The 24,210-nt window shown below is 33.3% G+C and carries 23 protein-coding genes; 5 read left to right on the forward strand and 18 right to left on the reverse strand.

The features are described from left to right. Positions 1-153 precede the first annotated feature (153 nt). The 4 genes from AC3CH7_RS12425 (at position 154) to AC3CH7_RS12440 (ending at position 4,698) form a co-directional block, all read left to right on the forward strand. Complete coding sequence (locus AC3CH7_RS12425) at positions 154-1,161, forward strand: nucleoid-associated protein (RefSeq protein WP_099805928.1); 1,008 nt, start codon at positions 154-156, stop codon at positions 1,159-1,161. A gap of 282 nt (positions 1,162-1,443) precedes the next feature. Then, the gene (locus tag AC3CH7_RS12430) at positions 1,444-2,565 is read left to right on the forward strand and encodes a hypothetical protein (protein ID WP_488381757.1); all 1,122 of its coding nucleotides are present in this window, start codon (positions 1,444-1,446) and stop codon (positions 2,563-2,565) included. Positions 2,566-2,734: 169 nt separating this feature from the next. Further along, positions 2,735-4,231 carry a serine hydrolase domain-containing protein gene (locus AC3CH7_RS12435; protein WP_325881748.1) on the forward strand — a complete coding sequence of 499 codons (1,497 nt, stop codon included), beginning with the start codon at positions 2,735-2,737 and terminating at the stop codon, positions 4,229-4,231. A 275-nt stretch (positions 4,232-4,506) separates the two neighbouring features. Then, positions 4,507-4,698 (forward strand): hypothetical protein, encoded by a 192-nt coding sequence (locus tag AC3CH7_RS12440; RefSeq protein WP_031419331.1) that lies wholly within the window; start codon positions 4,507-4,509, stop codon positions 4,696-4,698. 45 nt (positions 4,699-4,743) lie between these two features. Here AC3CH7_RS12440 and AC3CH7_RS12445 read toward each other — a convergent pair whose 3' ends face one another. Both AC3CH7_RS12445 and AC3CH7_RS12450 read right to left on the reverse strand, forming a co-directional pair. After that, positions 4,744-5,061 (reverse strand): hypothetical protein, encoded by a 318-nt coding sequence (locus AC3CH7_RS12445; RefSeq protein WP_012295511.1) that lies wholly within the window; start codon positions 5,059-5,061, stop codon positions 4,744-4,746. A gap of 68 nt (positions 5,062-5,129) precedes the next feature. Beyond that, positions 5,130-5,558 (reverse strand): NUDIX hydrolase, encoded by a 429-nt coding sequence (locus AC3CH7_RS12450; protein ID WP_036164375.1) that lies wholly within the window; start codon positions 5,556-5,558, stop codon positions 5,130-5,132. A 190-nt stretch (positions 5,559-5,748) separates the two neighbouring features. Here AC3CH7_RS12450 and AC3CH7_RS12455 point away from each other — a divergent pair, with 190 nt between their 5' ends. After that, the gene (locus AC3CH7_RS12455; RefSeq protein WP_012295513.1) at positions 5,749-6,213 is read left to right on the forward strand and encodes a DinB family protein; all 465 of its coding nucleotides are present in this window, start codon (positions 5,749-5,751) and stop codon (positions 6,211-6,213) included. 156 nt (positions 6,214-6,369) lie between these two features. Here AC3CH7_RS12455 and AC3CH7_RS12460 read toward each other — a convergent pair whose 3' ends face one another. The 16 genes from AC3CH7_RS12460 to AC3CH7_RS12535 all read right to left on the reverse strand — a co-directional run bounded on the left by AC3CH7_RS12460 (position 6,370) and on the right by AC3CH7_RS12535 (position 24,053). Next, entirely contained in the window at positions 6,370-6,885 is a 516-nt protein-coding gene (locus AC3CH7_RS12460; RefSeq protein WP_289449646.1) for a DinB family protein, read from the reverse strand. A 318-nt stretch (positions 6,886-7,203) separates the two neighbouring features. Next, a complete protein-coding gene (gene ltaS / locus AC3CH7_RS12465) occupies positions 7,204-9,156 on the reverse strand; it encodes a lipoteichoic acid synthase (protein ID WP_036162269.1) in 1,953 nt (650 codons plus the stop codon). Positions 9,157-9,492: 336 nt separating this feature from the next. After that, positions 9,493-10,236 carry a LytR/AlgR family response regulator transcription factor gene (locus AC3CH7_RS12470; protein WP_031419338.1) on the reverse strand — a complete coding sequence of 248 codons (744 nt, stop codon included), beginning with the start codon at positions 10,234-10,236 and terminating at the stop codon, positions 9,493-9,495. A gap of 9 nt (positions 10,237-10,245) precedes the next feature. Next, positions 10,246-11,547 (reverse strand): sensor histidine kinase, encoded by a 1,302-nt coding sequence (locus AC3CH7_RS12475; protein ID WP_036162271.1) that lies wholly within the window; start codon positions 11,545-11,547, stop codon positions 10,246-10,248. A gap of 109 nt (positions 11,548-11,656) precedes the next feature. Then, a complete protein-coding gene (locus AC3CH7_RS12480) occupies positions 11,657-11,788 on the reverse strand; it encodes a cyclic lactone autoinducer peptide (protein ID WP_012295518.1) in 132 nt (43 codons plus the stop codon). Positions 11,789-11,803: 15 nt separating this feature from the next. Beyond that, complete coding sequence (locus tag AC3CH7_RS12485; protein WP_012295519.1) at positions 11,804-12,394, reverse strand: accessory gene regulator AgrB; 591 nt, start codon at positions 12,392-12,394, stop codon at positions 11,804-11,806. Positions 12,395-12,551: 157 nt separating this feature from the next. Next, positions 12,552-13,394 carry an ABC transporter permease gene (locus AC3CH7_RS12490; RefSeq protein WP_200990576.1) on the reverse strand — a complete coding sequence of 281 codons (843 nt, stop codon included), beginning with the start codon at positions 13,392-13,394 and terminating at the stop codon, positions 12,552-12,554. 19 nt (positions 13,395-13,413) lie between these two features. Beyond that, entirely contained in the window at positions 13,414-14,145 is a 732-nt protein-coding gene (locus tag AC3CH7_RS12495; RefSeq protein ID WP_227256817.1) for a SagB/ThcOx family dehydrogenase, read from the reverse strand. A 24-nt stretch (positions 14,146-14,169) separates the two neighbouring features. Continuing rightward, positions 14,170-15,003 (reverse strand): thiopeptide-type bacteriocin biosynthesis protein, encoded by an 834-nt coding sequence (locus tag AC3CH7_RS12500; RefSeq protein ID WP_289449647.1) that lies wholly within the window; start codon positions 15,001-15,003, stop codon positions 14,170-14,172. An 11-nt stretch (positions 15,004-15,014) separates the two neighbouring features. Further along, positions 15,015-16,181: a hypothetical protein gene (locus AC3CH7_RS12505; RefSeq protein WP_488381758.1), complete on the reverse strand. Its 1,167-nt coding sequence runs from the start codon at positions 16,179-16,181 to the stop codon at positions 15,015-15,017. A 20-nt stretch (positions 16,182-16,201) separates the two neighbouring features. Beyond that, positions 16,202-17,875 (reverse strand): YcaO-like family protein, encoded by a 1,674-nt coding sequence (locus AC3CH7_RS12510; RefSeq protein ID WP_488381759.1) that lies wholly within the window; start codon positions 17,873-17,875, stop codon positions 16,202-16,204. After that, the gene (locus AC3CH7_RS12515) at positions 17,875-19,299 is read right to left on the reverse strand and encodes a hypothetical protein (protein WP_207890090.1); all 1,425 of its coding nucleotides are present in this window, start codon (positions 19,297-19,299) and stop codon (positions 17,875-17,877) included. Before AC3CH7_RS12515 ends, AC3CH7_RS12510 begins: the two co-directional genes overlap by 1 nt. 5 nt (positions 19,300-19,304) lie before the next feature. Continuing rightward, positions 19,305-20,045 carry an ABC transporter permease gene (locus AC3CH7_RS12520; RefSeq protein ID WP_488381760.1) on the reverse strand — a complete coding sequence of 247 codons (741 nt, stop codon included), beginning with the start codon at positions 20,043-20,045 and terminating at the stop codon, positions 19,305-19,307. A 12-nt stretch (positions 20,046-20,057) separates the two neighbouring features. Then, a complete protein-coding gene (locus AC3CH7_RS12525; protein WP_012295527.1) occupies positions 20,058-20,783 on the reverse strand; it encodes an ABC transporter ATP-binding protein in 726 nt (241 codons plus the stop codon). An 11-nt stretch (positions 20,784-20,794) separates the two neighbouring features. Next, entirely contained in the window at positions 20,795-23,272 is a 2,478-nt protein-coding gene (locus AC3CH7_RS12530) for a lanthionine biosynthesis protein (protein WP_036162274.1), read from the reverse strand. Further along, positions 23,241-24,053 (reverse strand): hypothetical protein, encoded by an 813-nt coding sequence (locus AC3CH7_RS12535; RefSeq protein WP_422761800.1) that lies wholly within the window; start codon positions 24,051-24,053, stop codon positions 23,241-23,243. Before AC3CH7_RS12535 ends, AC3CH7_RS12530 begins: the two co-directional genes overlap by 32 nt. Positions 24,054-24,210: the final 157 nt, after the last annotated feature.

Consider the following 24,210-nt stretch of genomic DNA (forward strand, 5'->3'; position numbering starts at 1 on the left):
ATATGCCTGAGTGCTGACATTGGGGTATATTTTTTGTTTTCTAATCCATGAATTTCCAAGTCCTTACATCCCGTTTTATTATTTCTAATCATTGAAATTTAGAAAATAAGATATGGTATACTAGCTACTATGAAAAATTAGAAGGTGAAATAAATGTTAGAAGTTAATGAAAGTAAATTAGCTCACTATAGTATCCATTTTTTGAGCGAGACGACACTAATTTTAGGAGAAGAGGATTATATACAGCCAGAGCTCATGCTAGAAGCAGCCTTTACACAGCTTGCATTTAGTAAAGTAGAGCTTGAGCAGCAATATGAATTTTTCCATGAAACAGATACTGCGCTTAATGAAGTTTTTACCTATTCAAAAAAAATATTCGAACAGGACAGTAGCTTTCTTGAACAATCTCAAAATATGGCGAAGCACTTACACAGTGTATCCCAGCACCCAAATATTAAAAGCGGAGAGCTATTTATTGGCTTGTTTGAAAATTGCTTTCTATTAAATGAAGTTAAAAAGGTCCTTGCCATTGTCAAAATTGATGAAAAAGAGATGTTTTTAGATGTCAAAAATGACAATAATAAGATGATCATTCATGGTGTTGATGGCATAAACGTGAAAAAAATTAATAATATGGCCATCATTGTAGATATGGGGGAAGAGAAACCCCCTGTTGTTTTTATAAAAACGAAGCGAAAAGAGGATATCGTATACTGGCAGGAACGATTTTTAAACATTAAAGCAGCCGATGAACATTATCACAATACAGATTTAGCGCTAAATGAATGCAAAAAGTATATTTTAAAAGAAGAGAATTATTCGAACACAGAGAAGCTAGGCTTTTTAAATAAAACATTGGACTACTTTAGAAACGAAGATGAGTTTCAAGTGGACCATTACATCGAAACCGTATTTGATCAAGCGGATGCTACCCAAAAAGATATCCTCGTCAATGCAGTCAAACCTTATGAAACAGTTATTTCTGATAGTGCACTAGAAAAAGCTGAAAAAAAATACAAACGTAAAATAAAGCTTGATTCCAATATTGAAATTCAAGTCAATATTCAGCATATCGATCAAATAGACGAACTGATTGAAGTTGGCTATGATGAGGCAACAAATCGAAAATTTTATAAGATTTATTTCCAGGATGAAATATAAAGGAGGCTCACTTAAAAATGCCTCAAATTATTGACCAAAACCATCGAAAAGTTCACGCTCGATGGTTTTTATCTTTTTAGAGTGCTACAGCTCGACCGCTGTAGTGAAAATCAACGCTTTTATTTTTTTGTAAAAGAGACATTCCCATTTTAGGAGTTGCTCTTTTGTCTTAAAAAAAACACTATTTCTTTTCAAATTTTTCTTAAAAAGATAAAACTTTTTTGTTTGGTAAAACGTCTAATAATTGGTAACAGAAGTTAACCTAAAGGAGAATGAATAAAGATGAAAAAACCGTTTAAGAAAACATGGATTTTAGCTTCCGCATTAACACTAGGAATGGCCGTAATGACCCCGCTTCAAGCTGGTGCAACTTCAGTAGATACAACTAAACAAGTCACTATACAAGTAGAACAAAAAATAAAAGGTACTATTAAGTACTTTGATGGCGATGGCATCTCAATTAAAGGGTCTGACGGCAAAAATTATTTTATTGGCTTACACAAATTCTCTGACAAGCAAATCGAAAAATTGAAGCTAGTGGAAGGACAGGAAATCGCTGTTGAAGGAAGCATTGTAGAAGATTATTCAGATTTCTATACTTTTGATGTGTATAAAAAAAGCTTACCTAAAGAAGTCACAAAAGAAGAGTTAGTTCAATTAGAAAAACTCTTTACTGACATGAAAAAAGCAGAAAAAGAAGAGAATTATGAAGAAATGGATCGAGTTTATCAGGCCATGAATAACATTACAAGACCTTATGAATTAGCAAATTGGCAGCCTGAGCCTTTTGAAGATTTTATTAACGAAACTGCATTTTCTGAGCAAAACATAGTCATCAAAAAACAAGATAAAGAACAGCTTAAAGCACTTTATAATGACTGGGTAAAATTCACTAAAGAAGATAAAACAGATGAGGCAGGAGAAAAAATAGATAAAATCTTTACTATTTTAGAGCCATACTTCCAAGAGCTATATCCTCCACTAACTTTTGAACAATATATGGCTGATATGGACTTAGACATAACAAAAGAGGATCTCGTAAAGCTTAAGGCGTTCTATGAGGAAGCTCAAAAAGCAGATAAAGATAAAAACGAAGAGCTCTCAATCAAGTTATGGGATCAATTCTATGAAATAATTAATTCATATTACAAACCTGTTTCCTTTGAAGAATATATGTCAGATATCGAATTTGACATTAGCGAATCGGATTACACAAAATTAAAACAGCTCTATGAGGAAGCAAATGCCTTAGATCAAAAAGGTGAAGATGAAAAGGCTGCTGCCCAATGGGAAGCCTTCTATCAAATTTTAGATCCCTATTATTCGGCAAATAGAGACATTCTAATCTCAGCATCGAAGTTAATCATTCACGGTAACGATTTACTTCCAGAACAAACAAAATAATGTTTTTGGGGCTCTCCTATTCACTATAAGGAGTAGCCCTTTTCTAGTACATGACAAAATTGTCATGTACTCCATTGAATAGTCATGTGAATCGATGGTTTGACCATAATTTGCTTGTTATAGTAATCGTTGTTGAAACAAGTAATTTATAAGTTAAGGAGAAATGAGCATGACACAATTTATTAAAAAAACTGTGATGATGACTGTAATGCTAGTATGTTGTACAATGCTACCAGAATTTGCGCATGCAGCATCTGATGACAAAATTCGTAACATTGAACTCTTTATTGAGGAGCAACAAGCCATTAGTAAAATCCCCGGCCTTTCTGTCACTATTGTCGATAAGGGGGTAACCGTATATCAAAAGGGATTTGGGTATGCAAATATAAAAACAAAAACACCCGTCACTTCAGATACTCTTTTTGAGCTAGGCTCCACATCTAAAGCCTTTACAGGCCTTGCCATTCTTCAATTGGAAAAACAAGGGTTACTAAAGCGTTCGGATGATATTCAAACGTATATCCCATGGTTAACATTGACCTATAATGGAAAAAAGGAAATCATAACAATTCAGCAGTTACTGTCGCATACAAGTGGAATTCCTTCTAATTCAATTGTTCAAATTCCAGAAAGCACAGCCAAAAACGCCCTTGAATTAACGGTCAAAACATTACTAGATCAAACATTAAATAGAAAACCAGGAAGTTCTTTTGAGTATGCAACTATTAATTATGATGTGTTAGGACTAATCATAGAGCAAGTAACTAAGCTGCCCTATGATCAATATGTCAAACAGAAGATTTTACAACCTATTGGTATGTATCAATCGTTTGTAGGAATTCATCAAGTAGCATTCCCTCATATGGCTTCTGGTTATAAAATAGGACTTATGAGAGAGTTACCTTTTACACCACCTATTTACCGTGGAAATATCCCTGCTGGCTATATTATCAGTAACGCAAATGATATCGCAAAATGGTTGAAATTACAGTTAGGCAATAGTGAAATTTATTCAATTGATGCTACAACCATTAAAGAATCACATAACCCTGACCAAACGGTAGAACCTTTTGATACAAATACTTATTATGCTACCGGTTGGGCAGTGGTTGAAAAAGAAAACAAGCCATACATTTACCATGCTGGAGAAAATCCAACCTTTACATCGTATTTCATCATGCAGCCCGATGAGCAAATAGGGGTAGCCATCTTAGCCAATATGAATACAAGCTCGACAACTGCTATTGGACAAGGGATTATGGATTTGTGGAAAGGTAAAACAACAACTCCTCTACATACTAACAGCTATCAAAAGTTGGATAAAATCGCCACGATTATAAGTATCATTATTATAGGAATCAGTCTAATCTTTTGCTATTTTGTAATCAAAATGACCTCAAGCATTTATAAAAAACAACGCCAATTGACAAAGCTTGCTTCCAAGAGAATACTATTATTAACTCTCCATTCAATGCTTGTTGCCAGCATGTTAATCGCAATTTTTCTGGCACCAGAAGTTTTACTTGGCGGTTTAAATTGGGCATTTATTAAGGTGTGGGCACCGACCTCTATATCGGTATTATTGTATAGCACTATATGGGCTTGTATTCTATATTTAACATGGGGGATTATACTCATTATGACAAAAAGGAAAGCGCTAGATTAATTGTCTATGGAATGTTTTAGTATGTAGATAATCAGGATGCCCGACTCTTTTTAAGATGAATTTAATAGGATTTTCTACATAGGCCACTCTAAACGAGAACAAGTTTTAACTCAACTTCCTTTTATAGCTTATTCATATAGCCAGTTACTCGAATAGTGAGTAACTGGCTATGACACTTGTGAATACAAAGGCAAACGTTCCAAAAATGAAACTAAATCAAAGCTAGCACGTAAATTTATTTAAATTCGACTATTTTTAGAAAACGAGGTTGTTTGATGAAGGAATGGTGGCAAAGTAAGAAAAGAAAAACAACAAAAAGGAAAGTAAATAATAATTACTCCCTATTTGAATTATTACTTGATGTGCTTTTTTGGTTACCAGAGCTCTTTCTAGTCCCATTCAGATTAGTATTTTGGTTGCTTAGAGGTATAGGTAGATTAATTGCAGATGTATTTGAATATCCGTGAATTCCTTACCCTGTAAAATTAATGTTGAACATTCAAAGTGTTTCGTTATTTCCCCCATGGCTGTTCACCATATCTTTTAAGCTTCACGATTTCACCATCATTATTGACCAAACGATTATATACATAATTAATTTTATATTCATTGTACTTTTCTAATTGTATTTTTTCGTAAAACTTCTTTGATAAAGTCAACTCTCGGTCATCAATTAACAAATAGTATTGACCATTTTTTTCCATAATGTTTTGTTCGTCAAGAAGATAGGTGCTTTCAACTTGTACATTATTAAGAGAATAAACACCTGCTACAAATAAGGCTACAAAAGCAAATAAGACGAACATCACAAAAAGTCTTGTTTTACTCATATCCTCACCTCACTAAACTTAGCCATCATAAGATCATTACATTAGATTTTACAAGTCATTATGTAAAGCTAGAGCAATTCAAATAATCCATTTGGAACTAATACTAATTTATTATTTGAGAAGTCACTAATGGGCTTCCAAAGCAATTTGAAGCGTGTGCCATTATCTTCTTCCCCAAAAAAAGAAGCATTTTCATAAAAGGACATTTCAATAAAATCCGCTTCATAAACAAACACTACTTCATGTCCATTATCACCATTATATGTAAATATATTTTCAATTGTAACTACATGCTTTAGGTTAGTAATACTCGCCTCGATTTCCTCCAATATTTCTCGCCTTATTGCCTTTGAACTCGTCTCACCATATTCAATTTTCCCACCAATTGGTCGATAATAAAATGTCTGCTTTACTTCATCAAAGCCTTCAGAGACAAGTATTGCATCTTCTTTCCTAAATATACAAATAGCTTTTGCTATAATTTGCTCTTTCTTCATCTGATTCCTCCAATCCCATTTCAAGCTGTGCGACAGGTGCATTTTTTATTATATCAATGCACTCACGATAATAAAGAATGTTTTGTACAAATTTAGCTCGTATTTACATATTTCATCTGGCACAATTTCCTTGCCATTCATTAAAATGATAAACTAGTAAGAAGCATGATAGGAAGGAGATGGAATGTGAATGATGGATGCTAAGACCATTTTATTGGACCAACTTCTAGCAAATGCAAATGATCGTAGCTGGTATATTTCATTTCATGAGGCAGTTGAAGGACTATCTGAGGAAGAAGCATTTTGGAAACCCGATAATACCAGTCATAGTATTGCTGAAATTGTCCAACATCTCATTTATTGGAATGAAACTTGGCAAATCAGATACATTGAAAATCATGTTCAAGCTAGTCCACAAGTCCAAAGCAATCATGATACTTTTCTATTGAGAGATAAGGTGACTTTTTTGGAGCTAAAGGATAAATTATTAAAAACGCTACTTCAGTGGCAGGAGCTTCTTGAGGAGGAGCAACTTCTATCTGTTGTAAATGGTTACCCAGTGAAGGCGGAATGGTGGGCTATCATTTCCAATGCCACAACACATAATGCCTACCATATTGGACAATTAGCATATATTCGTAAGATGAAAAGATAGACATTTGATGGATGATTTTGGCCTAAGCCATTCTGTAAAAAAGTTCGAAACTCTATAAAAACCTCACCCAAATGAGCGAGGTTCGTCTGCTTTTCTTTGTTAGAAATTCATCCATTCAAAGATTATCTTGAAATTGTCACTCAACTGAGTGACTTTTTATTTTGAGTCTGCTTGGAGTGCATCTACTGAATCCACAAATGCTGAAGAAAGACCTCGTCTAATTAGGTTTGCAGAAACTGGCTTTCTCCCAATTTCCCTAGACCAAATTGATAATTGTCCTATATGGTGAATTTCATGTGCAATGGTATGACGAATGATTTCACCCCATGTATGCGTTTCAATTGTTCCATCCTCTAATGGAAGATGAAGTAAACGCTCTTCCATACTAGCATCCCATTTGTTTACAAAACTTTCTACTTCTAAATGAAATTCAGCTGTTAATTTTCGAACTTTCTCAAGGCTTTTATAGTCATCAAAATTCTCCTGAAAATCCTCTTTACCTTGTAAAACGCGTATCCAACTCCACTCTACATCCGCTATATGGAAGAGTGTATGTAGTATATTTCCCATACCACCTGTTCGATTTTCTAAAAGTTCTTCTTCACTCAACTCTTCACACCAACGAAACCAATCTTCTCTTACCATCCAATTATATTTAAACAATAATTGCAAAATAATCCCCCTCTAAAAAAATATAATAGCCCTCTACTACTTCTTCCTTTATGGATAGTTTCCCTCCATTTTCTCAGAATTTTTTTAGGTTATTACTGCTGATACTCGTTAGTTTCATTAAAATTGCAGCCCCCTTTCTGCAAAAAAAAGCCTTACAACCGTAATGGCTGTAAGGTTTAACTGATATAGTTTGCTTAATGTTGAATCACCAAACATAAAAAAACAGGTCAAGCTAACGGTAAGATATCATTAGAGTACTTTATATACTCTCCTAGATACCTTACTCATTTTCTTAACCTGCCTAGCAAAGGCTAACCATTAATGCGATTCTACATCGTCTTCTTTGGAGTAATTAAATTGGGAAGGATCAACTGGCGTATAGCCTGTTGGCTTATAAAATCTTAATAAGTCGCCATTCACGACTTTATCAGATAGTTGCAATTTAAGATCTACTTCATTCTTAATTGTTCTCGCAGACTCTAATTGACTATCATCTAGTGGTAAACCTGTTTCATTATCATAAAATTTTTCATTAATTGAATAGATTTTAGGGCTGACAAAATCGCCATTTCTAAAAGGCACAATTTCATGATGCTCTTCTGACAATAGGTCAGAGCCAAATTGAACAAATTGTTGCGAATCAATTCCAAGTAAATGTAATAGCGTTGGAAGAAGGTCTGTTTGCCCACCATACGTATGGTTAGCTCCACCCTCCATACCTGGAACATGTATGAATAATGGAACGCGTTGTAAATTAGCACTTTCATATGGTGTAATATCTTTTCCAATTACTTGGCTCATTGCAGCGTTATGATTATCTGAAATACCATAATGGTCGCCATAAAGAACAATCATCGAATGATCATATAAACCAGATTCTTTTAATTGTTGGAAAACTTGTTCGATTGCTTCATCCGCATAACGAGCAGTTTGGAAATAATTATCAACACTTGCATCTCCAGTATTTGCTTTATCGATTGTTACTAGGTCTTGATTCATTTTATATGGATAGTGATTCCCAACCGTAATTAATTTTGTATAAAACGGTTGTGGTAAAGAACTTAAAAGACTTTGCGATTGTTCAAAGAACGGTTTATCCAATAACCCATATTCAGCCATGTCACCTGAAGTGCCCGTATTATAATAACTAGCATCATAGAATTTATCAAAGCCAAAGGATTTATAAATCACATTTCTGTTCCAGAAGCTTCCGTTATTACCATGGAATACAGCCGATGTATAACCATAATCTTTTAAAATGCTAGGAGCTGCCTGGTACGTATTTTGTGCTTTTGTAATATAAGCAGAACCTTGTGGTAGCCCAAATAAAGAGTTTTCTAGCATAAATTCTGCATCGGATGTTTTACCCTGCCCAGTTTGATGGAAAAAATTATCAAAATACAATGTATTTTGATCTTTTGCTAATGAATTTAAAAATGGTGTAACTTCTTCACCGTTTAATTTATAGTCGATAAGAAAGTTCTGGAATGATTCTAAATGTAAATAAATAACGTTCATTCCTTTTGCTTTACCAAAATAGTTTGCATTTGGCTTTGCATAGTTAGATTTAGTATAGTTAATCACTTCTGTAATATCACTACTATCCGCCAAAGCTCTTTGTGAGGATGCTTTCATCGTTTCGACTGAATCATAAATCGTATAGTTATACATCCCTAAATATTTCACAATATAGTTTCTATCAAAACCTCTTGTTAATAGCTGCGGACGATTAGCCTCAGCTAGCCCTAAATTAAGGATTGAAATAGCTAAAGCACATGTAATGACCGTCATCGCTTTTTTATATCCAAAGCGTGTAGTATCTTTTTGAATTCTTTTTGAGAAGCGTAGATAAAACATTACGAATACATCTACAAAGAATAAGATATCATATGGTTTTAATAAAGAAAGAACACTACCACCTAAATCACCAAAGTTCTGCGTTTGAGAAAGTGTAGGTAATGTAATGAAATCACTAAAAAATCGGTAATAAACAATATTAGCATACAAAAGGATTGACATCAGCATGTACACTACAACGAGTGATGTATATTTTCGTTTTCCTCTAAAGATAAATGAAAATCCTAGAAATAGCATTGCTGAGCCTAATGGATTTAATAGTAAAAGAAATTGTTGAATAACTCCTTCTACGCCTAAGTCAAATTGTGTTTGTTGCGAGATATATGTTTTAATCCATAACATTAAAACAGCTACTACATATATTCCAAAAAAGTTGTTCAATAGGTCGTCTTTTTTACTTATTAGATTTCTCATTTCTTGCACCTACCTTTTACTTATTGAATTGAATCTTGATGTATATTAACTTAGAGATTATAAGTATTAACGTTGCATTTAAAATAATGTTAGGTCACGATAGCTTTTTTCGCGACCAATGTATAGTACTCCCCATTTAGACTTATGTCAAGTTGTTAGGTATCACAATAGACAATTCGTATAATCATTACTAATTAACACAAATGCTGTCATAAAAATATCCAGTAAATGTTAGTTTTTTTAACTATCATTTACCGGATATTTTAAATAATAACTGTATCTTTTTTAATTTCTTTAAGTTCATCTATTTTACATTAAGAGAGGGCCAAGCAACCTTTATTCGAAAACATTGATTTCTAATTTTTTCTGTACAGCCTTTATCATTCGTGCTGACCCATAACAAATTTCTCCATTTTTCATTAATATTTCTTTCCTCTTAAAATCTACTTCCTGAATATTGTCGATATTAACTACAAAAGAATTATGGCAACGTATGAAACCTTCATACTCTTTTTCTACGTCTTTCAGTTTCCCATAAAACTCCACTTGACGATTATCCAAATGTAAAACAACTTTATGTAATGGAGAGGACTCAAAAAACATAATTTCATCAAAGTTGACACTAATAATTTTATCAGCAATTCTTTGAACGAATTTTTTATTGGATGCCTTGTTCGTCACTTGCCTTCTTTCATTCGTCACCTTCAAACAGCTTATAATTTTACTCTGTATAGAATCAACATCATCCTTAATAATAAAATCCATCGCTGCTACTTTATAAATGAAATTTAAATAAGTAAGCTCTGAGTGTGTTGTGATAAAAACAATATCACCTATAGGATCAATTTTTCTGATTTCTGCGCCAAGTGTGATTCCATTCATCTCATGATTTAGGTCGATATCAAGAAAATATAAACCAGATCGTTGACTCTCATTAATATAGTGTAATATCTCTTCTGGATCTGCGGTTGTTAGTACCAGCTGCATATCCAGATTTTCAATCATTATATAATTTGACACATATCTGGCTATTCTTTCTCTTTGTTCCTTTTGATCTTCGCAGATAAAAACATCAATCATCTCAATCCCTCACTTTAAAATTACAATTTCCTGTTTAAAAAAACCATCCTCTATTACTGTATCCAACTGTGTCATATTTTCTTGATCAACCATCTTCTTCAGACTGTTCAGCCCCAATCCGCGATTTTCTCCTTTTGTCGAGAAACCTTCTTCGAAATATTGAAAAAGCTTATGACCGGTATCTCTAAACGTATTCCAAACTACAAAGGACACGGATTGTTCGAGCTCTACAAACCCCACTCGTATCATACCCTTCTCTATCTCTTCTGCTGCTTCAATGGCATTGTCTAAAATAATTCCAATACAGCGACACAACAGTACACTATCCATATTCAAATAATGTATTTCGTTAGGGCATTCAAAAACCACATCTATCCCCTTTTCTTGTGCTGTAATCAGTTTGGAGGAAACCAAACCTTTTACTTCTGGAATTTTAATTTCAGACAAACCCCTCATTTTAAAATCATTATCACGAATCTCTTGACTGACACGCATAATATTGTCATTAAAATAGCTTTCTAAAGCATCCATATCACGATTATTAATATATTCGGACATAGAAGATAGGATATTAATGTAATCATGGCGAAAAGTTCGCATTTCATAATAGTTTTTTTCTAGCTGTTCCGTGTACATTTGTATACTGTTCAGCTCAATTTCCTTCTCCCTCATCTCTAACTGCTTTCTGAAGGTGTATACTAGGAACGACAAGCTAACAGCAAAAATGACGAAATAGATAAATAAGTATAGCGTATTCATCAATACTAGCGTTTTTTGATTTCCTGTTAATCGTACATAAACAATCATTGTAAAATAAATTGTATACGTAAAAAGACCCAAGAAAGCTAAAATACGTTTTGTAATCCTATCTTCTGCATCCTTTTCAAAAATTCTAAAAGTGATTTTTTTCCAAAACTTTATAAATATAATACCAATGATGAGGGTAATAAATTGATGAAGTAATACCGCTGAAAAAATGAGTTCGTTTGTTTCTGAGGAGATTGTATCAATATCTAAAACTTTTCCCAAAATGAAAGTAGTTATATGATCAATGAGGATCATCCCAATCATTATTGTTGATGCGTAGTACAGTGCAGGTATCCACTTTAGATATGTATACTTAAACATACCAAGAACAAACGCAAATATTAAGAGCGAACCAAAAATATCCAGGTATGGATATAGCCAACCCATTATTAGACTAAACAATATGACTGCAAAAATAGTTTCCTTTCGAAAAAAAGGTTTACCTATGACAAAAGCTACTAAAATACACTGAATGGCAACTTGAACAATAGCTAATAGAATCACTCACTAATCCTCATCTCTCTTTAGTCATCTATTATGAATATTATACTATAGATAATGGAATTAGCAAAATTTAGAATTTTTAGTGAAAATCTATCATTTCACACATAAATTACTTCTTCAATTCTTCTGGAATTGTTGGTTCAAAGGAATACAATACACAGAAATTATGAACACTCAACCCTCCTACTACAACAAACAGCTTTGTTAGACCTTCTGCAAACATATGTTGGATTTTTTTCATTTTCTTCTTCCTCCCTTATTTTTTCAATAATTTATATGTCAACGGAAGAATACAAAATACAGCTAGTAGACTTCCAAAAAATACTTGATTGATTACTATTTCTGAGCTTGTACTAATCATTACTGCTACACAAATCGAATAGCCAATAATGGCTCTATTTCTCAGTTTTACTCTCAACGCTTTATCATTAACACGGTTCTTTTCTGTATCTTGAGGGGCATATTTATAAAGACAGATATATACAGCTAGAATGCCAATCCAGAAAATCGATTCTGAAATTGAAATATCTCGTATGATGATCGGTAGTATTCCAAAAAGGAAAATGCTTATCAACGTGCAGGTACTGCTTTTTTTAGCATGAATACCTCTAGCATAGAGCCGTACTAATAAATAAGCACTGTGAAAGATAAATGTTAGCCAAACTGAATGAAGTAGAAATGCAGTTAAATAAACAGGAATGGCCTTCCCGAGATTAATGAGGCAGACTTCAATACCCAATTTACACTTCAGTTCTTGAATCCTGGTTAAATCTTGTCTTGCTTTTAATTTCCTAACCATATATTCTGCCAACACGTCTTCCCTAAATCCTTTTAGCAGTATTTCCATTTTTCCCCCTCCTTGTTTGTCTTTACAATAAAAGTATAGCTTTGTTATCTAGCATTTTTTCAAATGTTTAGTAACTTACTACTCTGATTACTTATATGCAAAAAAAAAAGAGGAAAATACACAGTTACGAGTATTTTCCTTACAATCATGAAATTTATCATACGACAAACTCTACAAAATATTTGGGATAAAGCGTAACCGCTTCACTGTATCCTTGAAGATTCATACGATTGATACAGACTTTGTTTCTTGTTGGGAAAAATTCATTTTGCCGCATTTTATTATACAAATTAAATAACTGAATAAATAGAATTCTTTCTAGGAAGAAACATATCAATAACTCTTCATGATGCATTATGGCTGCATTCTGCTCGCCTTCTATTGAAAATTTTGGGATTTCGAACTTTGTTGTATTAATTAATGGACCAATCTCCAAACTTTTTTCCTGACAACTCAATGCCAGTACATACTTTGAAAAAGACTCCACTGGATTCATTTCTGCGATTTTCTTTTGTGTTCCAATTAGGAGATCAATATTGTCCTGAGGCTTATCATCATAGACAGTTTGTACAAACGGCGATTTTTCCAGAAACTCTTGAACATTTGGGAATTTATCTTCTAATATGACTTGAATGTTAAAGATTTTCCCTGTATCAATAATTTTTTCTGCAAAAATCAAGTATTCAACAATTGCTTCCGTGGAAATGAAATAAGGTGTAAAAAATTCTGTATAGCTCCTAACTAGATTCAAAAGATCTCTGGATTTTTGTTTTTCATAGGAGATAAACAATGTAGGGTCCTTTTCCAAAAGCTGTTTTCCAAGCTTATTCTCCGAAGAGTCTGTTGTTTCATCTATTCCATGATAGATAATCTCTTTTAATTTATTAAACTCAATATCTTTGACTTTAAAGGCCATGACTGTTTCTAATGTTATACAATCCTGAATCATAAAGAAATCGTTCATTTTTTTTACTTGATATTTTAATTTTAAGCAATACATATTCTACCTCAGCTCCTTTCTATCCTATCAGAAATGCATACAAGGATGTTTGATGATCACTCAAAAGTTTTGATAGCTCAATATCATAAAAACCACCCAGGGGAACACTTTCCAATCCAAGGTAATTCGCTACTAATTGGATATTTTGTCCAATATGTCCAGCCTCCTGTTGAACTAGCTTATAGGAGATATCTGTATACTTTCCAGAGATTCCAGACATATCACAGCTCAAAGCAACAGCAAACTGAGCGGTATTAGCCAAATACTTTTGGATAAACGCTTTACTAATTTCATCCCACGACACGTACTGTTTAACTAATAGCTTTTGAGTATCACTATTCAGTAGCATAATATTTCCCTGCTCTATCAAATCCATGTCAACCAATTGCTCATTGAATAAAAAATAAATGTTAACATAGTACTGTGCCCCCCCAGAAGGGTATGTACGATTTTCTTTTTCACCACCAATCATAGCCAATTGAGTAAATTGCGCCATTAACTTTTTATTGACTTTGACATTCGCTTTGAATGGTTCCCTTGCCGTATATCTTGTCCCTAAAATTTTTTCAAATATATTATTTTCGTCTATCGTATACTCTAAATCTATTAACGGATAATGTCCATTTGCCTGTAATTCCCTCGGTCTATGAGCATATACTTGAGTATTGGTAAATTCAGGTTCATTGATTGACATCATATGATAATCCATGAATTTTTTCTCTATATTCCGCTCACCTTTAAAATTCCACAAATTAATGTCCTCCTTTTTAAGAAATCATCCAGCTTTAAGAAAAGCATCTGAAAAAATGAATTCATATTCCGGAGATACTCCTAATCGATTATTCAACATATGGAGATGAGAAATGACAATATAAAAGGCGTACTTTGGCTCCATTGTTGTTTGACATAACTTTATTTGAGCAAGCAAAGATTTGAACACCTTAAGATATGGTTGATAGAATTCAATTGCAAGCTCGCCATTTTTCAATTGATCAATTCTGTTGTTAATCACTTTGAATATATGCTCCGGGGTCTTATTCTGAGAAAATTGCGTCCATATTTCACGATATGCATGAAACATTGTCTCATGCTTCTCGATATACCCTAATTCTTGAGCAATTTTTGTACAGTTGTACATGAGATCAATCGCTAACACATAACGCTGAGTTCGATTAAGGTTTTGAATTATTTGTCCAGCAAATTTTGACGAGTGGACAAATAGTTCTTCGGATAGCGCCATTGCTGTCTCTCCCCCATAACGGTTTAGCTCTGGTACATACTCAATCGTCTGAATTGAAAAATTCGGATATGGAGCAGTTGGTACAATACCTTCTGTCTGAACAATCGCCTCATCATAGGAAATAGCTTGAAATGAATGGCTCTTATGTTTTTGGTGAAAGCTCTCTAATATTTGCTCCAAATCTTTATCAACTTTCTCTGCTATATCTTGTGCAGTTTGGTATCTCAAACGGATGTGGGGACCACCATCCCAATAACGAATGAAAAAATATCGAACCTTTTCTCTTTCTAAAAATGGCAACAAATACTCTTTTAAAAACTCTTCAATTAACACATAATCATGAATGAATAAATGTTTAGATATCCACATAAGGCTCTCCTTTATTTTAAAAATATACTGTGACTTGTATTCCAGCTCTTAAAAAGATTTAATGAGTAGCCAAGCTGTACATTGTTCTCTAAATTGAATTTCTCTTTTATTATTTTGTCATTGTAATTTTTAATCCCTCGAGCAGCCATTCCATACTTCGCAGCAATAATAGATAAATGTTGTGCAAAATGACCAATCCTTAAAAAAATGTCATCATAATCTTGTCTTGTTTTCTCAAAGGTAAAAAATATCCAATAATACATGCCTTCCAAATTAGTGAAATCTTGATATTCTTGCAACATCTTCTTATACATAAGTTTTTCTTTCGGTTGAATAAATTCACATGTTTCTCCAATCCGATAAAATCCACTTTTGAGATCAGCAATATTATCTATAAAGGTCCACAAACCTATTTCAGGATAGTCCTGTGCTGCTACTAGGAATTCCTTTAGGAATTGATGATGTGTAGTAGCTAACATTAACTTTTTTACTATTGAATCGCCTTTAATATTTTGCTCCGATACTCTTCTCCTGAAAAATTCGGTTTCCGGTTGCTCTTTTATATCTACTGTACTCAAATGATATTCTTGGTCTAAAGCTATTTCCAGTACAAGCGGAATTGTTACAAAATCACGAGCCTTTTCAAGTGAAGCTGTTGTTAGTTTTCGGTGACGAATTCGATGGCCCTTTAAAACATAGTCAAGATTATAAAGATAATGACCTGTATTCAATAAACCTAGCATCAAAGAAAATTCACCATAGAATTTTTGGAGCTGACGATTGTCATTTACGATTACTAGATAATCTCTTTCAGCATTCAACCCTTTAAAATACTCTTGGTTATATACATAAATTTTGTCTGTTAATGCTTTGTATACAAACATATGCGTTTTATGAACGAATACCAATTTGAGACTATCTATATTTCTAGCTTTTGGAGAAAAAGAATGGAAATAGTATTTGCTGAAAAAATCTATCCGCTGAATCATTTCTAAATAATAATAGAGATCGTAAATAATGGAACTCCAGCCATCACTTTTACCAAGCTCCTTCAAAAATTTCATGTCAATCACATCTAAATGATTTTTAAATAGCGGTTCATCATCCACTTGTGCGACAGACAATGTTTGCTTATAACGATTCTCTCCGAATCGATCTAAATATTGTTGATCAATCATCCTTATTCCCTCCCGTTCAATTATGGAAATGGATGTGGTGTTTTCTCTATCCAGTTTTTATCTAGCTTCCCTTTCTTCTTATATTGAATAGCCTTTTCAATTCGCTGACTGACAACTCGTCTATTTTGATGCCCAAAAGTCATTGTCAGCATGCCAGGCACTACATATTTCACATTAACAAATCCTGCAGAAAATAAATTCGGGTTTTCCATCGTAGCCCGATACGCTTTACCAGAAATATCGACCAATTGCTTCTCAAGCGTTCGAACAACCTCGGAAAATTTCCCTTGATATGCTGTATATCCTGTTTCCAATTGCTCATAGGCAGACACCATCTCTGTATTTAATGCAAACGAAAATGCATACTTCATCTCCTTATTTGAGTAAAGCAGCAAGTGGTCTTCCAACTTGTGAACCGATTGAGGATTCATCAATAATTGTCTCTTTCTTGTCTGATAATCCTCGTTATTAAATACATTTGTAAATACAGTAATCGCTGTTGTAGCTTCAATTAATGCTCGTTCTATTGACTCTTCCAAATCAAAGGAAGCTGCCGCAGCTGTGTAAAAGGCCATTTCATTTTCCCTAGGCTCCTTTTTTTCTAATAGGACCCAGATAGTCGGAATTTTCACTTCCATAGATATATCAAACAAATGTACACGAATATTTTTTTGCTTTAGGGATTCCAAATAAGCTTGGATTTTTTTAGAATGAATGCTTGATTCATCAATTCTGACAGGTGGAATTTGTCCATACCAAGTAGCTAAAAAGGCATCTCGTTCTATCAGTTCTAGCATCGCATGAAGGCTAGCTTCTGCTTCTGTTGAACCGAGAGCACTGCCATTAGAACTTTCATAAATAAATCTTTTTTCATCAGAAACAACATGAGAGTTATAATAAATTAGCTGCTCGGGAATTAAAACATCTTTTTCACTATGCAATGCCCAAACTTTCTCATAATTCAGTGGCTGATCTTCTGAATAATTTTCTGGATTGCCATAATTGCATTGCGCCATTACTTCACTTAGCGTTAGGTCGATCACTTCTGAATCCTTTTCTCGCATTGACCTTTTTTGCTTTTTATAAGGAAACGCTGTAGCATAGCGCTCTAACGATTCCAAAATAGAAATATATTTTGACTTCTCATACGTCCCTGTCCGACCATAGGAAAGCATTGAAATCCCCTTGTACAATACTTCTGTCTGAACCATTGGTGTACCATAAGAATCTCCAGAACGAGCCAATGCATTCACGATCGACGATGGATGCGCATAGATTAGTTTTTTGTTTCTTTCAATCTTCTCTCTTACCTGTTCAAAGCTCAATTGCCGATTATCCTTTGCATCGAACATCGTATCCAATTCCTGAAGTTTATGTGGAGCAGTATCTTCATTACAGTGACAATCTCCTCGCTTGAAAGTTGCTTTCGCTTGAATTTCCAATGTATCTCGATTTATTTCATAGAGGTACGGTTCATTACTTGTTTGAAGCTTTTGCAAGAGAGTAGCAATTATTGCTGCTTCTAAGTGGCTAGGCTCATCTTCTTGCCAACCAAAATATTGTTGGTAGCTTTTCAGTTCTTTTGTTCGCTCCTTAAAGCAGTTTAGGCAAAAGAATGAATCATTCTTGGATGAATGTACAAAAATATACTTTTGGTTTGTAATAATCGTAGCAACGTTTGTTAGTATGGTCATCACTCCACCTCCAAAAGTTCATATTCAAAACCATGATCATTGAGAATTTTCCCCACAGTTGTCTGCTGTCCACTTACTAGATTTTGTTGATGAGATATGTCCCAATTGAAAGAGCTGCCTTCTTTTAGGTGGAGCTCATTTACGTCTATGGATTGGAAGAATGATTCTTTAATGGATACATCATTCATATGCATACTAATCCAAGTCAGTAAAACTGTTATCAACTGGGCTGCTGTTCTTACGGGTAGCTGAAAAATGAATGCTTCTGAATTATGATTTACAGCATACAAGTAATACCCCCCACTAATACATGCCTGAAGGTAGAAATGAGTAGATAGCTTTTCTTGATTCATTAAATTAATAATAAGCTCTGATTCTTCCAGCTCATTCAGATATAATCTGGACAGTTTCCCTGCTTTATTATGTTGGGTACTATAGATAACTTTTTCCTGTTGCTTCAATAGAAGATCTTTTGAATAGCTATTTTTTAATATTTCGATAAATGCTGCCTCTGAGAGAAACTGTGCGAGTCTTTCATAAGAAATATCTGCAAAGTAATAATTTTCTTTGTCTTCTGTTTGCACGGTAATAATCTGCAACGGTGATTGGTTGTAAGTAAAATACTCTTTATTTTTATTAAAAGATACTATCTTTGAATCATATTTTTTCACAAAATTTTCAAGTGAATTATAATTCTTGATAGCATCTTGAGGCGCTCGTCCTGAAATTTGATAATCCACCTTTTTAATTCCGTCAAACGCCAATTTCCTCTCAACTTCCATAAGAGAATTAATATTGAATACCGGGGCACTTTCCGCAACAATAGATATAATGACGCCATAATAAAGGAAGCCTGCAAGAAGTTTCTCTGAAATATCCTCAGCGGATACGGACTCAAAATTTGTATGCTTTCTTGTGGTAATCCATATTCTCTCTTCTTTTTTCCCAATATAATAATTTACAACGGTTTTCCCGTCTGCAAAAACTTCTATATTCTCAACTTCTACAATTTCATGTTGAATATGATTTTCTGCCAATAATTCACTGAGACAAATTGCACCAAAATAGGATGTGGGAATTTTTACATAAATTTTCTCAATGTCTCTCAAACCTTTTTCTACTGATAGACATTGCTCTTCTACCCATGGTAAATAGAGGCTGCTTTTGTGAAGATCATAGACCTTCGGATCAATTAAATAAAAAACATGTTTCTTTATAAGAAATTGAATAAGTTTTGTGTAGCGGCTAAACTCTTCAAAAAGTGCTGTTTCTTCACTTCCCTGATAGGCATTACTAATCAAGGAAGTGATATCTTCATATTCTGAAACACTTAGTTTTAATTTTATTAGTTCGTTTGGCCCATATATAAATAAGTCTGGTTCATTATAATGATAACGAATATTTCTTCGAGCCTTTATTAGCATATTACTCACTCCTTCTTATTGTTGAACTTAATGACAACTAATGAAATAATCAGAAGAGCTGACGTGTACCCGATTGAAATCAACATATCTTGATTGAATTCAAATGTCTCATTCCAAATTGAAATATAAATATTATTTAAATGATAGAACGGATTCACATAAGATACATACTTCACAAAATTCGGGAGACTTTCCACTGGAACAGAGAAGCCACCAGTGAACATAACAATTTGGAATAACACAATAGACAAAATAAGTGCTGTTTTAACTTCCTTAAAGTTTGAATAAATTGCGTGAGAATAAACCAGCATCACCGCATTAATGAGTAATAAGCTTAAATATGAAACCAAGAAATTAACAATGGAAAGCTGCAAATCATAAACAAGTAAGCCGATTAAAGTTATTAAGAAAAATCCTACAGTAGCAATAATGAATGACTTAGCAATGCTGGACATGAGAAGAATTTTATCAGTGATGGGCGTAATGAAAAGTCTTTTTTCAATTCCAGCTGCACGATTCATTACCTGATCAAAACCAAAGGCAAAAAATACGACTGAAAAACTAATCAGGACAATAAACGAAGGTGTATACATTTGAACATAGTTCATCCCTCCGCTATAGGTTGCATTACTAAACATTTGTCCCATTAAAATATATGTGACAGGCGGTACAACAACCGTGAAGACTAAATAAAATAACTCTCTAAAGAACATTTTTAAGTCATATTTAATTTGTGTTAATAACATATTTACTCCCCCTTATTTGGCAATTTTATCAAGATAGAAGCTATTAATAGATTTATGACCGGATTTTAGTATATTTTCTGGCGTATCAAATACTTCGGTTACACCGTCATTAATGAAAAGAACTTTATCACAATAGAGTTCGATTTCGTCCATATAATGCGTCGATAAAATCACTGTACTATCATTTTTTTTAATATATCCTGTGATGCTTTCCCATAATATATTTCGCATATGAGGATCCAGGCCAGTAGTCGGTTCATCCAAAATAATCAAACGCGGTTTAGAAGAAAAAGCAATTGCTAGGCTAACCTTTTGCTTCCAGCCCCCAGATAAATTATCAAAGAATGTATTGAGATGCTCCTGCAATTCAAACTCTTCAATAATTTCATTCAGATCTACTTTGCTACCATAATAGGATCTAAAAAGATCTAGTAATTCTTTTACTTTTAATTTTTTATAAAACTGTGTAGGTTGCAGAACCGCGGATATATTGCTTTTAATTTTTCCGAGCTGGGCTTGATCAATTTCCTTTAAATTATTACCAAAGACAACAACCTTCCCATCATTGAAGTCCTTAATGGTCATTAAAATTTCTAAGAATGTCGATTTCCCCGCACCATTTTTTCCAATAACACCAATAATTTCACCTTTTTCAGCAATAAAATCTATTCCTTTCAGAACAGCTTTTTTTCCATAGTTCTTTGTTAGTTTTTCTACCTTTACATTAAAATTCTGCATTGTTCACCCTCCTAATTGTCAATCGTATATTCCACAACATATTCCCTAAGGTCATTCTTAAATTCAGGTAACACCTCTTCGATAAAGAACGTAGGATCTTGACTTTCTTCATTGGTAATTTCATTCATAAAATGTTTGAATAGTATTGGTACTGTAATATCAATAAACAATGGCTTCATCGCAGAAATTTCTTCACCCATACGATATTTCTTTAAAAAGAAAGTTTCAGGTAAATGCCGATCTTTAAAATAGTTATTAATGCATGAATATAGCTCTACTTCATCTGCGGCTTCTTTACTGATACACTTTAAATCTTCGTGTTTGATAGTCCACTTCTTTCTATACATCACAATATTTTCAAAAATAATTCTTGGCATATCACTTCTTTTTTTCAAAAAGTAATTTATATCAAAGTTGATTCTTCCGCTTTGAAACAAAAGTAGCAATACAGATAAAACTCCCGGGAGAAACACTGGAACTAATGATGATTTATAGGCTACTCTCGCTTCATTCTTCTGATGGTCAAGCACTATCAATTTTTTCTTTTTCTCATCATATTTAACCGAAAAATCTGATATATGAGGATGCCCAACATCATGGAATCTCTGATATCCAAATTCCAGATTTAATTTTTGACTATAATTTCTATCATGAATGCCGCCATTAAATCCAAACAGCTCTGTTACTTCGTAATAATTTTTGTCATAATAATTTTTCCCTATATATTCTTGATACTGTGTATCTCTATTTAAGTCCTCGAAGAAGTCTTTAAATCTAGATAAAAATTTCTCCTGACCATCATAAATATCGTTTAAAATTACTTTCTCCTGAAAAAGCTGATAAAAAAAGGTCATACTAAATTCATTGCCGTATTTAATATATTTAGGAATTTTTTTAGAAAAAGGTTGTATTAGTTCCTGAAAGTCTATTTCTCCAGCTTGATTTTCATCTAAGTATTGAGAAAAGAATGCCTTAAATTCATCTCTAAGATCATCCAAAATCTTTACTTCAGGTGCAATCGCTTCATCATATCGGTAATCCATGTCCTGGAAATAAGGGAAGAAGTATCTCAATTTTTCGAAGAATACATTGTTTAATAAATTGCTGTCAGACAAACTGATTTCCGAATGGCCATATAATTTTTTATATAGCGCTGCCACTTCGTATTGCACACGAATATTCACATCAAATAACAGTAAAAATGCCGTAATTTCTTCAAAAAAACGATTAGAAAACTTATTTTCAATATCTTTGAGACTGCTCTTATTGCTCTGAGCATCAAACAAGATATCTTCATATAGAATTTCCGTACCAAAATTCGGAATGGTTTCACTCAAACTTTTAATCATATCCTCAATCTTTCTCCAAAGGACTAACCGCTCATTTGTATCTGCCTGCTCAAACTCCTTTTGCATTTCATTCATTAATTGAAGCTGGCGTGATAGCTCTTCGCAAATACCATGTTCGTTTAAAAAGGAAATCATTTCTTTTACAAGATTTCTTTTAGCATTTACTGAAATTTTTTGTACTACTATTTTTGTGGAAACAAGTTTTTTAAATACATCCAACTCATGCCCCGAATAAAGTTCTTTTTCCCTTAGAAATTGAGCAAATTCTTTATAAAATATAGTTTGCCCTTGTTTTTTCTTTAGAAATTGAATTACTTCTTCCGCAATCCCCATTTCAACCAGCTTATCTCTTGTTTCATATATTTTCTTAGATTGTGGAACATTCTCTTGCGTGACAAAGAAAATCTTAGAATTCCTTTGCCCAAATTTAGAAACATGGACAGGGATTTTTTCTAATGATTCCTCGTCGGTACGAATAGCTTCCAAAAATATTCTAAAAAGTAGAGCATGATTTAATTCGATGTTTGCCTTCTTTTTTATTAAAAATCGATTACCAGAAGAGCCCGTTTGGGTAAGGTAAGAAAACGGACTAGTTTTCATAGAGCTGCGCATTAATAAATTGATAATAAAATTGTCCAACTTTTTTTCTTTTTTATTATGTGTTTGTACCGGTTTGGATAAATACTTTTCAATGTTCTTATAAATAGTTTGATTAAAAAATAAAACGGTCTTTTGCAGTTGTTCATCCGCTATTTCTCTTTGAAGAATCTCCCTCGATTTCAATACGGCTTCCTCATAACGTCGATGCAGTGCTTCTTGGTACAACTCTAATTGATCTAAAAGGTCTACTAGTTGCTTCAACAAAATTGGCCCTGAGTATTTTCTTAAACGAATGCTACGTAAATTATGAACATCCCGTTTCAGATTCAATAGCTTAGGATCCTTTTGTAGAGAGAACTCTTCTTCAATTTGACTGACTACAATTTCTTTCTCTCTTTCAATTTGTTCATGAACATTGTCAATCTCGTCTTTAGCAGACTGAATTTCCTTCGCTTTTTCTCGCATTTCAAAGTACCAATAATCAGAGGTATTGGTTCCTCGATAAATACTAAATGGATTTTGAGTAACTGTTATAGTCAAGTCCTAACTCCTCCCTCCAAGTCATCCCTTTTTTACTTTCCACTACTCTGTAAGCCATATAAATATACTTTTGCTTCTTCAAGGCACTTATATTAAAGTAAGGTAATAGTAAATACAGCAGATTGACTGTAAATCTATAGGCCGTTGCTTCAGGTTTTTCCATAAAGTTATTTTTCTTTGAATAGGCAACAAAATTCCTATGAAAATCATTTTTAAAATTTTTTTCTAATTCCTCTATAGTACGAGCCAATTCAGCTTTATAATGATCGTCTAATAATTCGTCCACCTGACTTAAACAACATCCATAAAACTCTGAAAAATATTTATACCATCTATTAATTAGCTGAGAATGTGCTTTCTCTGCAATTTCAAAACCTAATTGCCTTTCTACATAAAGTGTCTCAAATAAATTTTCGTTGTAGGGTTTCTCTTGCTTGGCAGAAAGCTCAAAGAAGCCATGAACATGCGAGACAAATGAAAAGTAACCTTTATTATTATTTTTTTCATGATAGACATCTGAAATTCTTGAAAAAATAAGTGGAAACAGCTCATCTAGCTTAATATTCTGCGCTTCTATATATTTTCTAGTATCCAGTAGCAATTGGTAATGTCTGAATCGTTCGTTCATAAATAAATTAGTTAATCGTTCATTATGAAATTGCAAAAAATAAGGATGTATGTCTATTTCTCCGTGTTCTCGAATTGCACGTTCACTTTTCTTATTTTCCAAATTAGAAATCAATAGGGAACTTTGTTCATATTTTTTCTTCACTTGATCCATATAGGATTTATCCAATGGTCTCTCTTCGATTAGCTGGTGCACTCTCTTTTTCAGAGTTTTATATTCAGATTGCGATATTTTATTTTTTGTAACTAACTGAATATGAGGTCCACCCTCCCACCCCTTTGACACAAAATATTGATTTGTATTCCACATA

It is taken from the genome of Lysinibacillus sp. F12 (genome assembly GCF_057773605.1).

Coding starts and splice junctions, on each gene's coding strand:
- AC3CH7_RS12525 (WP_012295527.1), bottom strand. CDS start 20,783: ATGCAGAATTTTAATGTAAAGGTAGAAAAACTAACAAAGAACTATGGA.
- AC3CH7_RS12455 (WP_012295513.1), top strand. CDS start 5,749: ATGATGGATGCTAAGACCATTTTATTGGACCAACTTCTAGCAAATGCA.
- AC3CH7_RS12490 (WP_200990576.1), bottom strand. CDS start 13,394: ATGTATTGCTTAAAATTAAAATATCAAGTAAAAAAAATGAACGATTTC.
- AC3CH7_RS12505 (WP_488381758.1), bottom strand. CDS start 16,181: ATGATTGATCAACAATATTTAGATCGATTCGGAGAGAATCGTTATAAG.
- AC3CH7_RS12425 (WP_099805928.1), top strand. CDS start 154: ATGTTAGAAGTTAATGAAAGTAAATTAGCTCACTATAGTATCCATTTT.
- AC3CH7_RS12485 (WP_012295519.1), bottom strand. CDS start 12,394: ATGGAAATACTGCTAAAAGGATTTAGGGAAGACGTGTTGGCAGAATAT.
- AC3CH7_RS12430 (WP_488381757.1), top strand. CDS start 1,444: ATGAAAAAACCGTTTAAGAAAACATGGATTTTAGCTTCCGCATTAACA.
- ltaS (WP_036162269.1), bottom strand. CDS start 9,156: ATGAGAAATCTAATAAGTAAAAAAGACGACCTATTGAACAACTTTTTT.
- AC3CH7_RS12510 (WP_488381759.1), bottom strand. CDS start 17,875: ATGACCATACTAACAAACGTTGCTACGATTATTACAAACCAAAAGTAT.
- AC3CH7_RS12520 (WP_488381760.1), bottom strand. CDS start 20,045: ATGTTATTAACACAAATTAAATATGACTTAAAAATGTTCTTTAGAGAG.
- AC3CH7_RS12500 (WP_289449647.1), bottom strand. CDS start 15,003: ATGTGGATATCTAAACATTTATTCATTCATGATTATGTGTTAATTGAA.
- AC3CH7_RS12480 (WP_012295518.1), bottom strand. CDS start 11,788: ATGAAAAAAATCCAACATATGTTTGCAGAAGGTCTAACAAAGCTGTTT.
- AC3CH7_RS12445 (WP_012295511.1), bottom strand. CDS start 5,061: ATGAGTAAAACAAGACTTTTTGTGATGTTCGTCTTATTTGCTTTTGTA.
- AC3CH7_RS12450 (WP_036164375.1), bottom strand. CDS start 5,558: ATGAAGAAAGAGCAAATTATAGCAAAAGCTATTTGTATATTTAGGAAA.
- AC3CH7_RS12435 (WP_325881748.1), top strand. CDS start 2,735: ATGACACAATTTATTAAAAAAACTGTGATGATGACTGTAATGCTAGTA.
- AC3CH7_RS12470 (WP_031419338.1), bottom strand. CDS start 10,236: ATGATTGATGTTTTTATCTGCGAAGATCAAAAGGAACAAAGAGAAAGA.
- AC3CH7_RS12535 (WP_422761800.1), bottom strand. CDS start 24,053: ATGGATCAAGTGAAGAAAAAATATGAACAAAGTTCCCTATTGATTTCT.
- AC3CH7_RS12440 (WP_031419331.1), top strand. CDS start 4,507: ATGAAGGAATGGTGGCAAAGTAAGAAAAGAAAAACAACAAAAAGGAAA.
- AC3CH7_RS12515 (WP_207890090.1), bottom strand. CDS start 19,299: ATGCTAATAAAGGCTCGAAGAAATATTCGTTATCATTATAATGAACCA.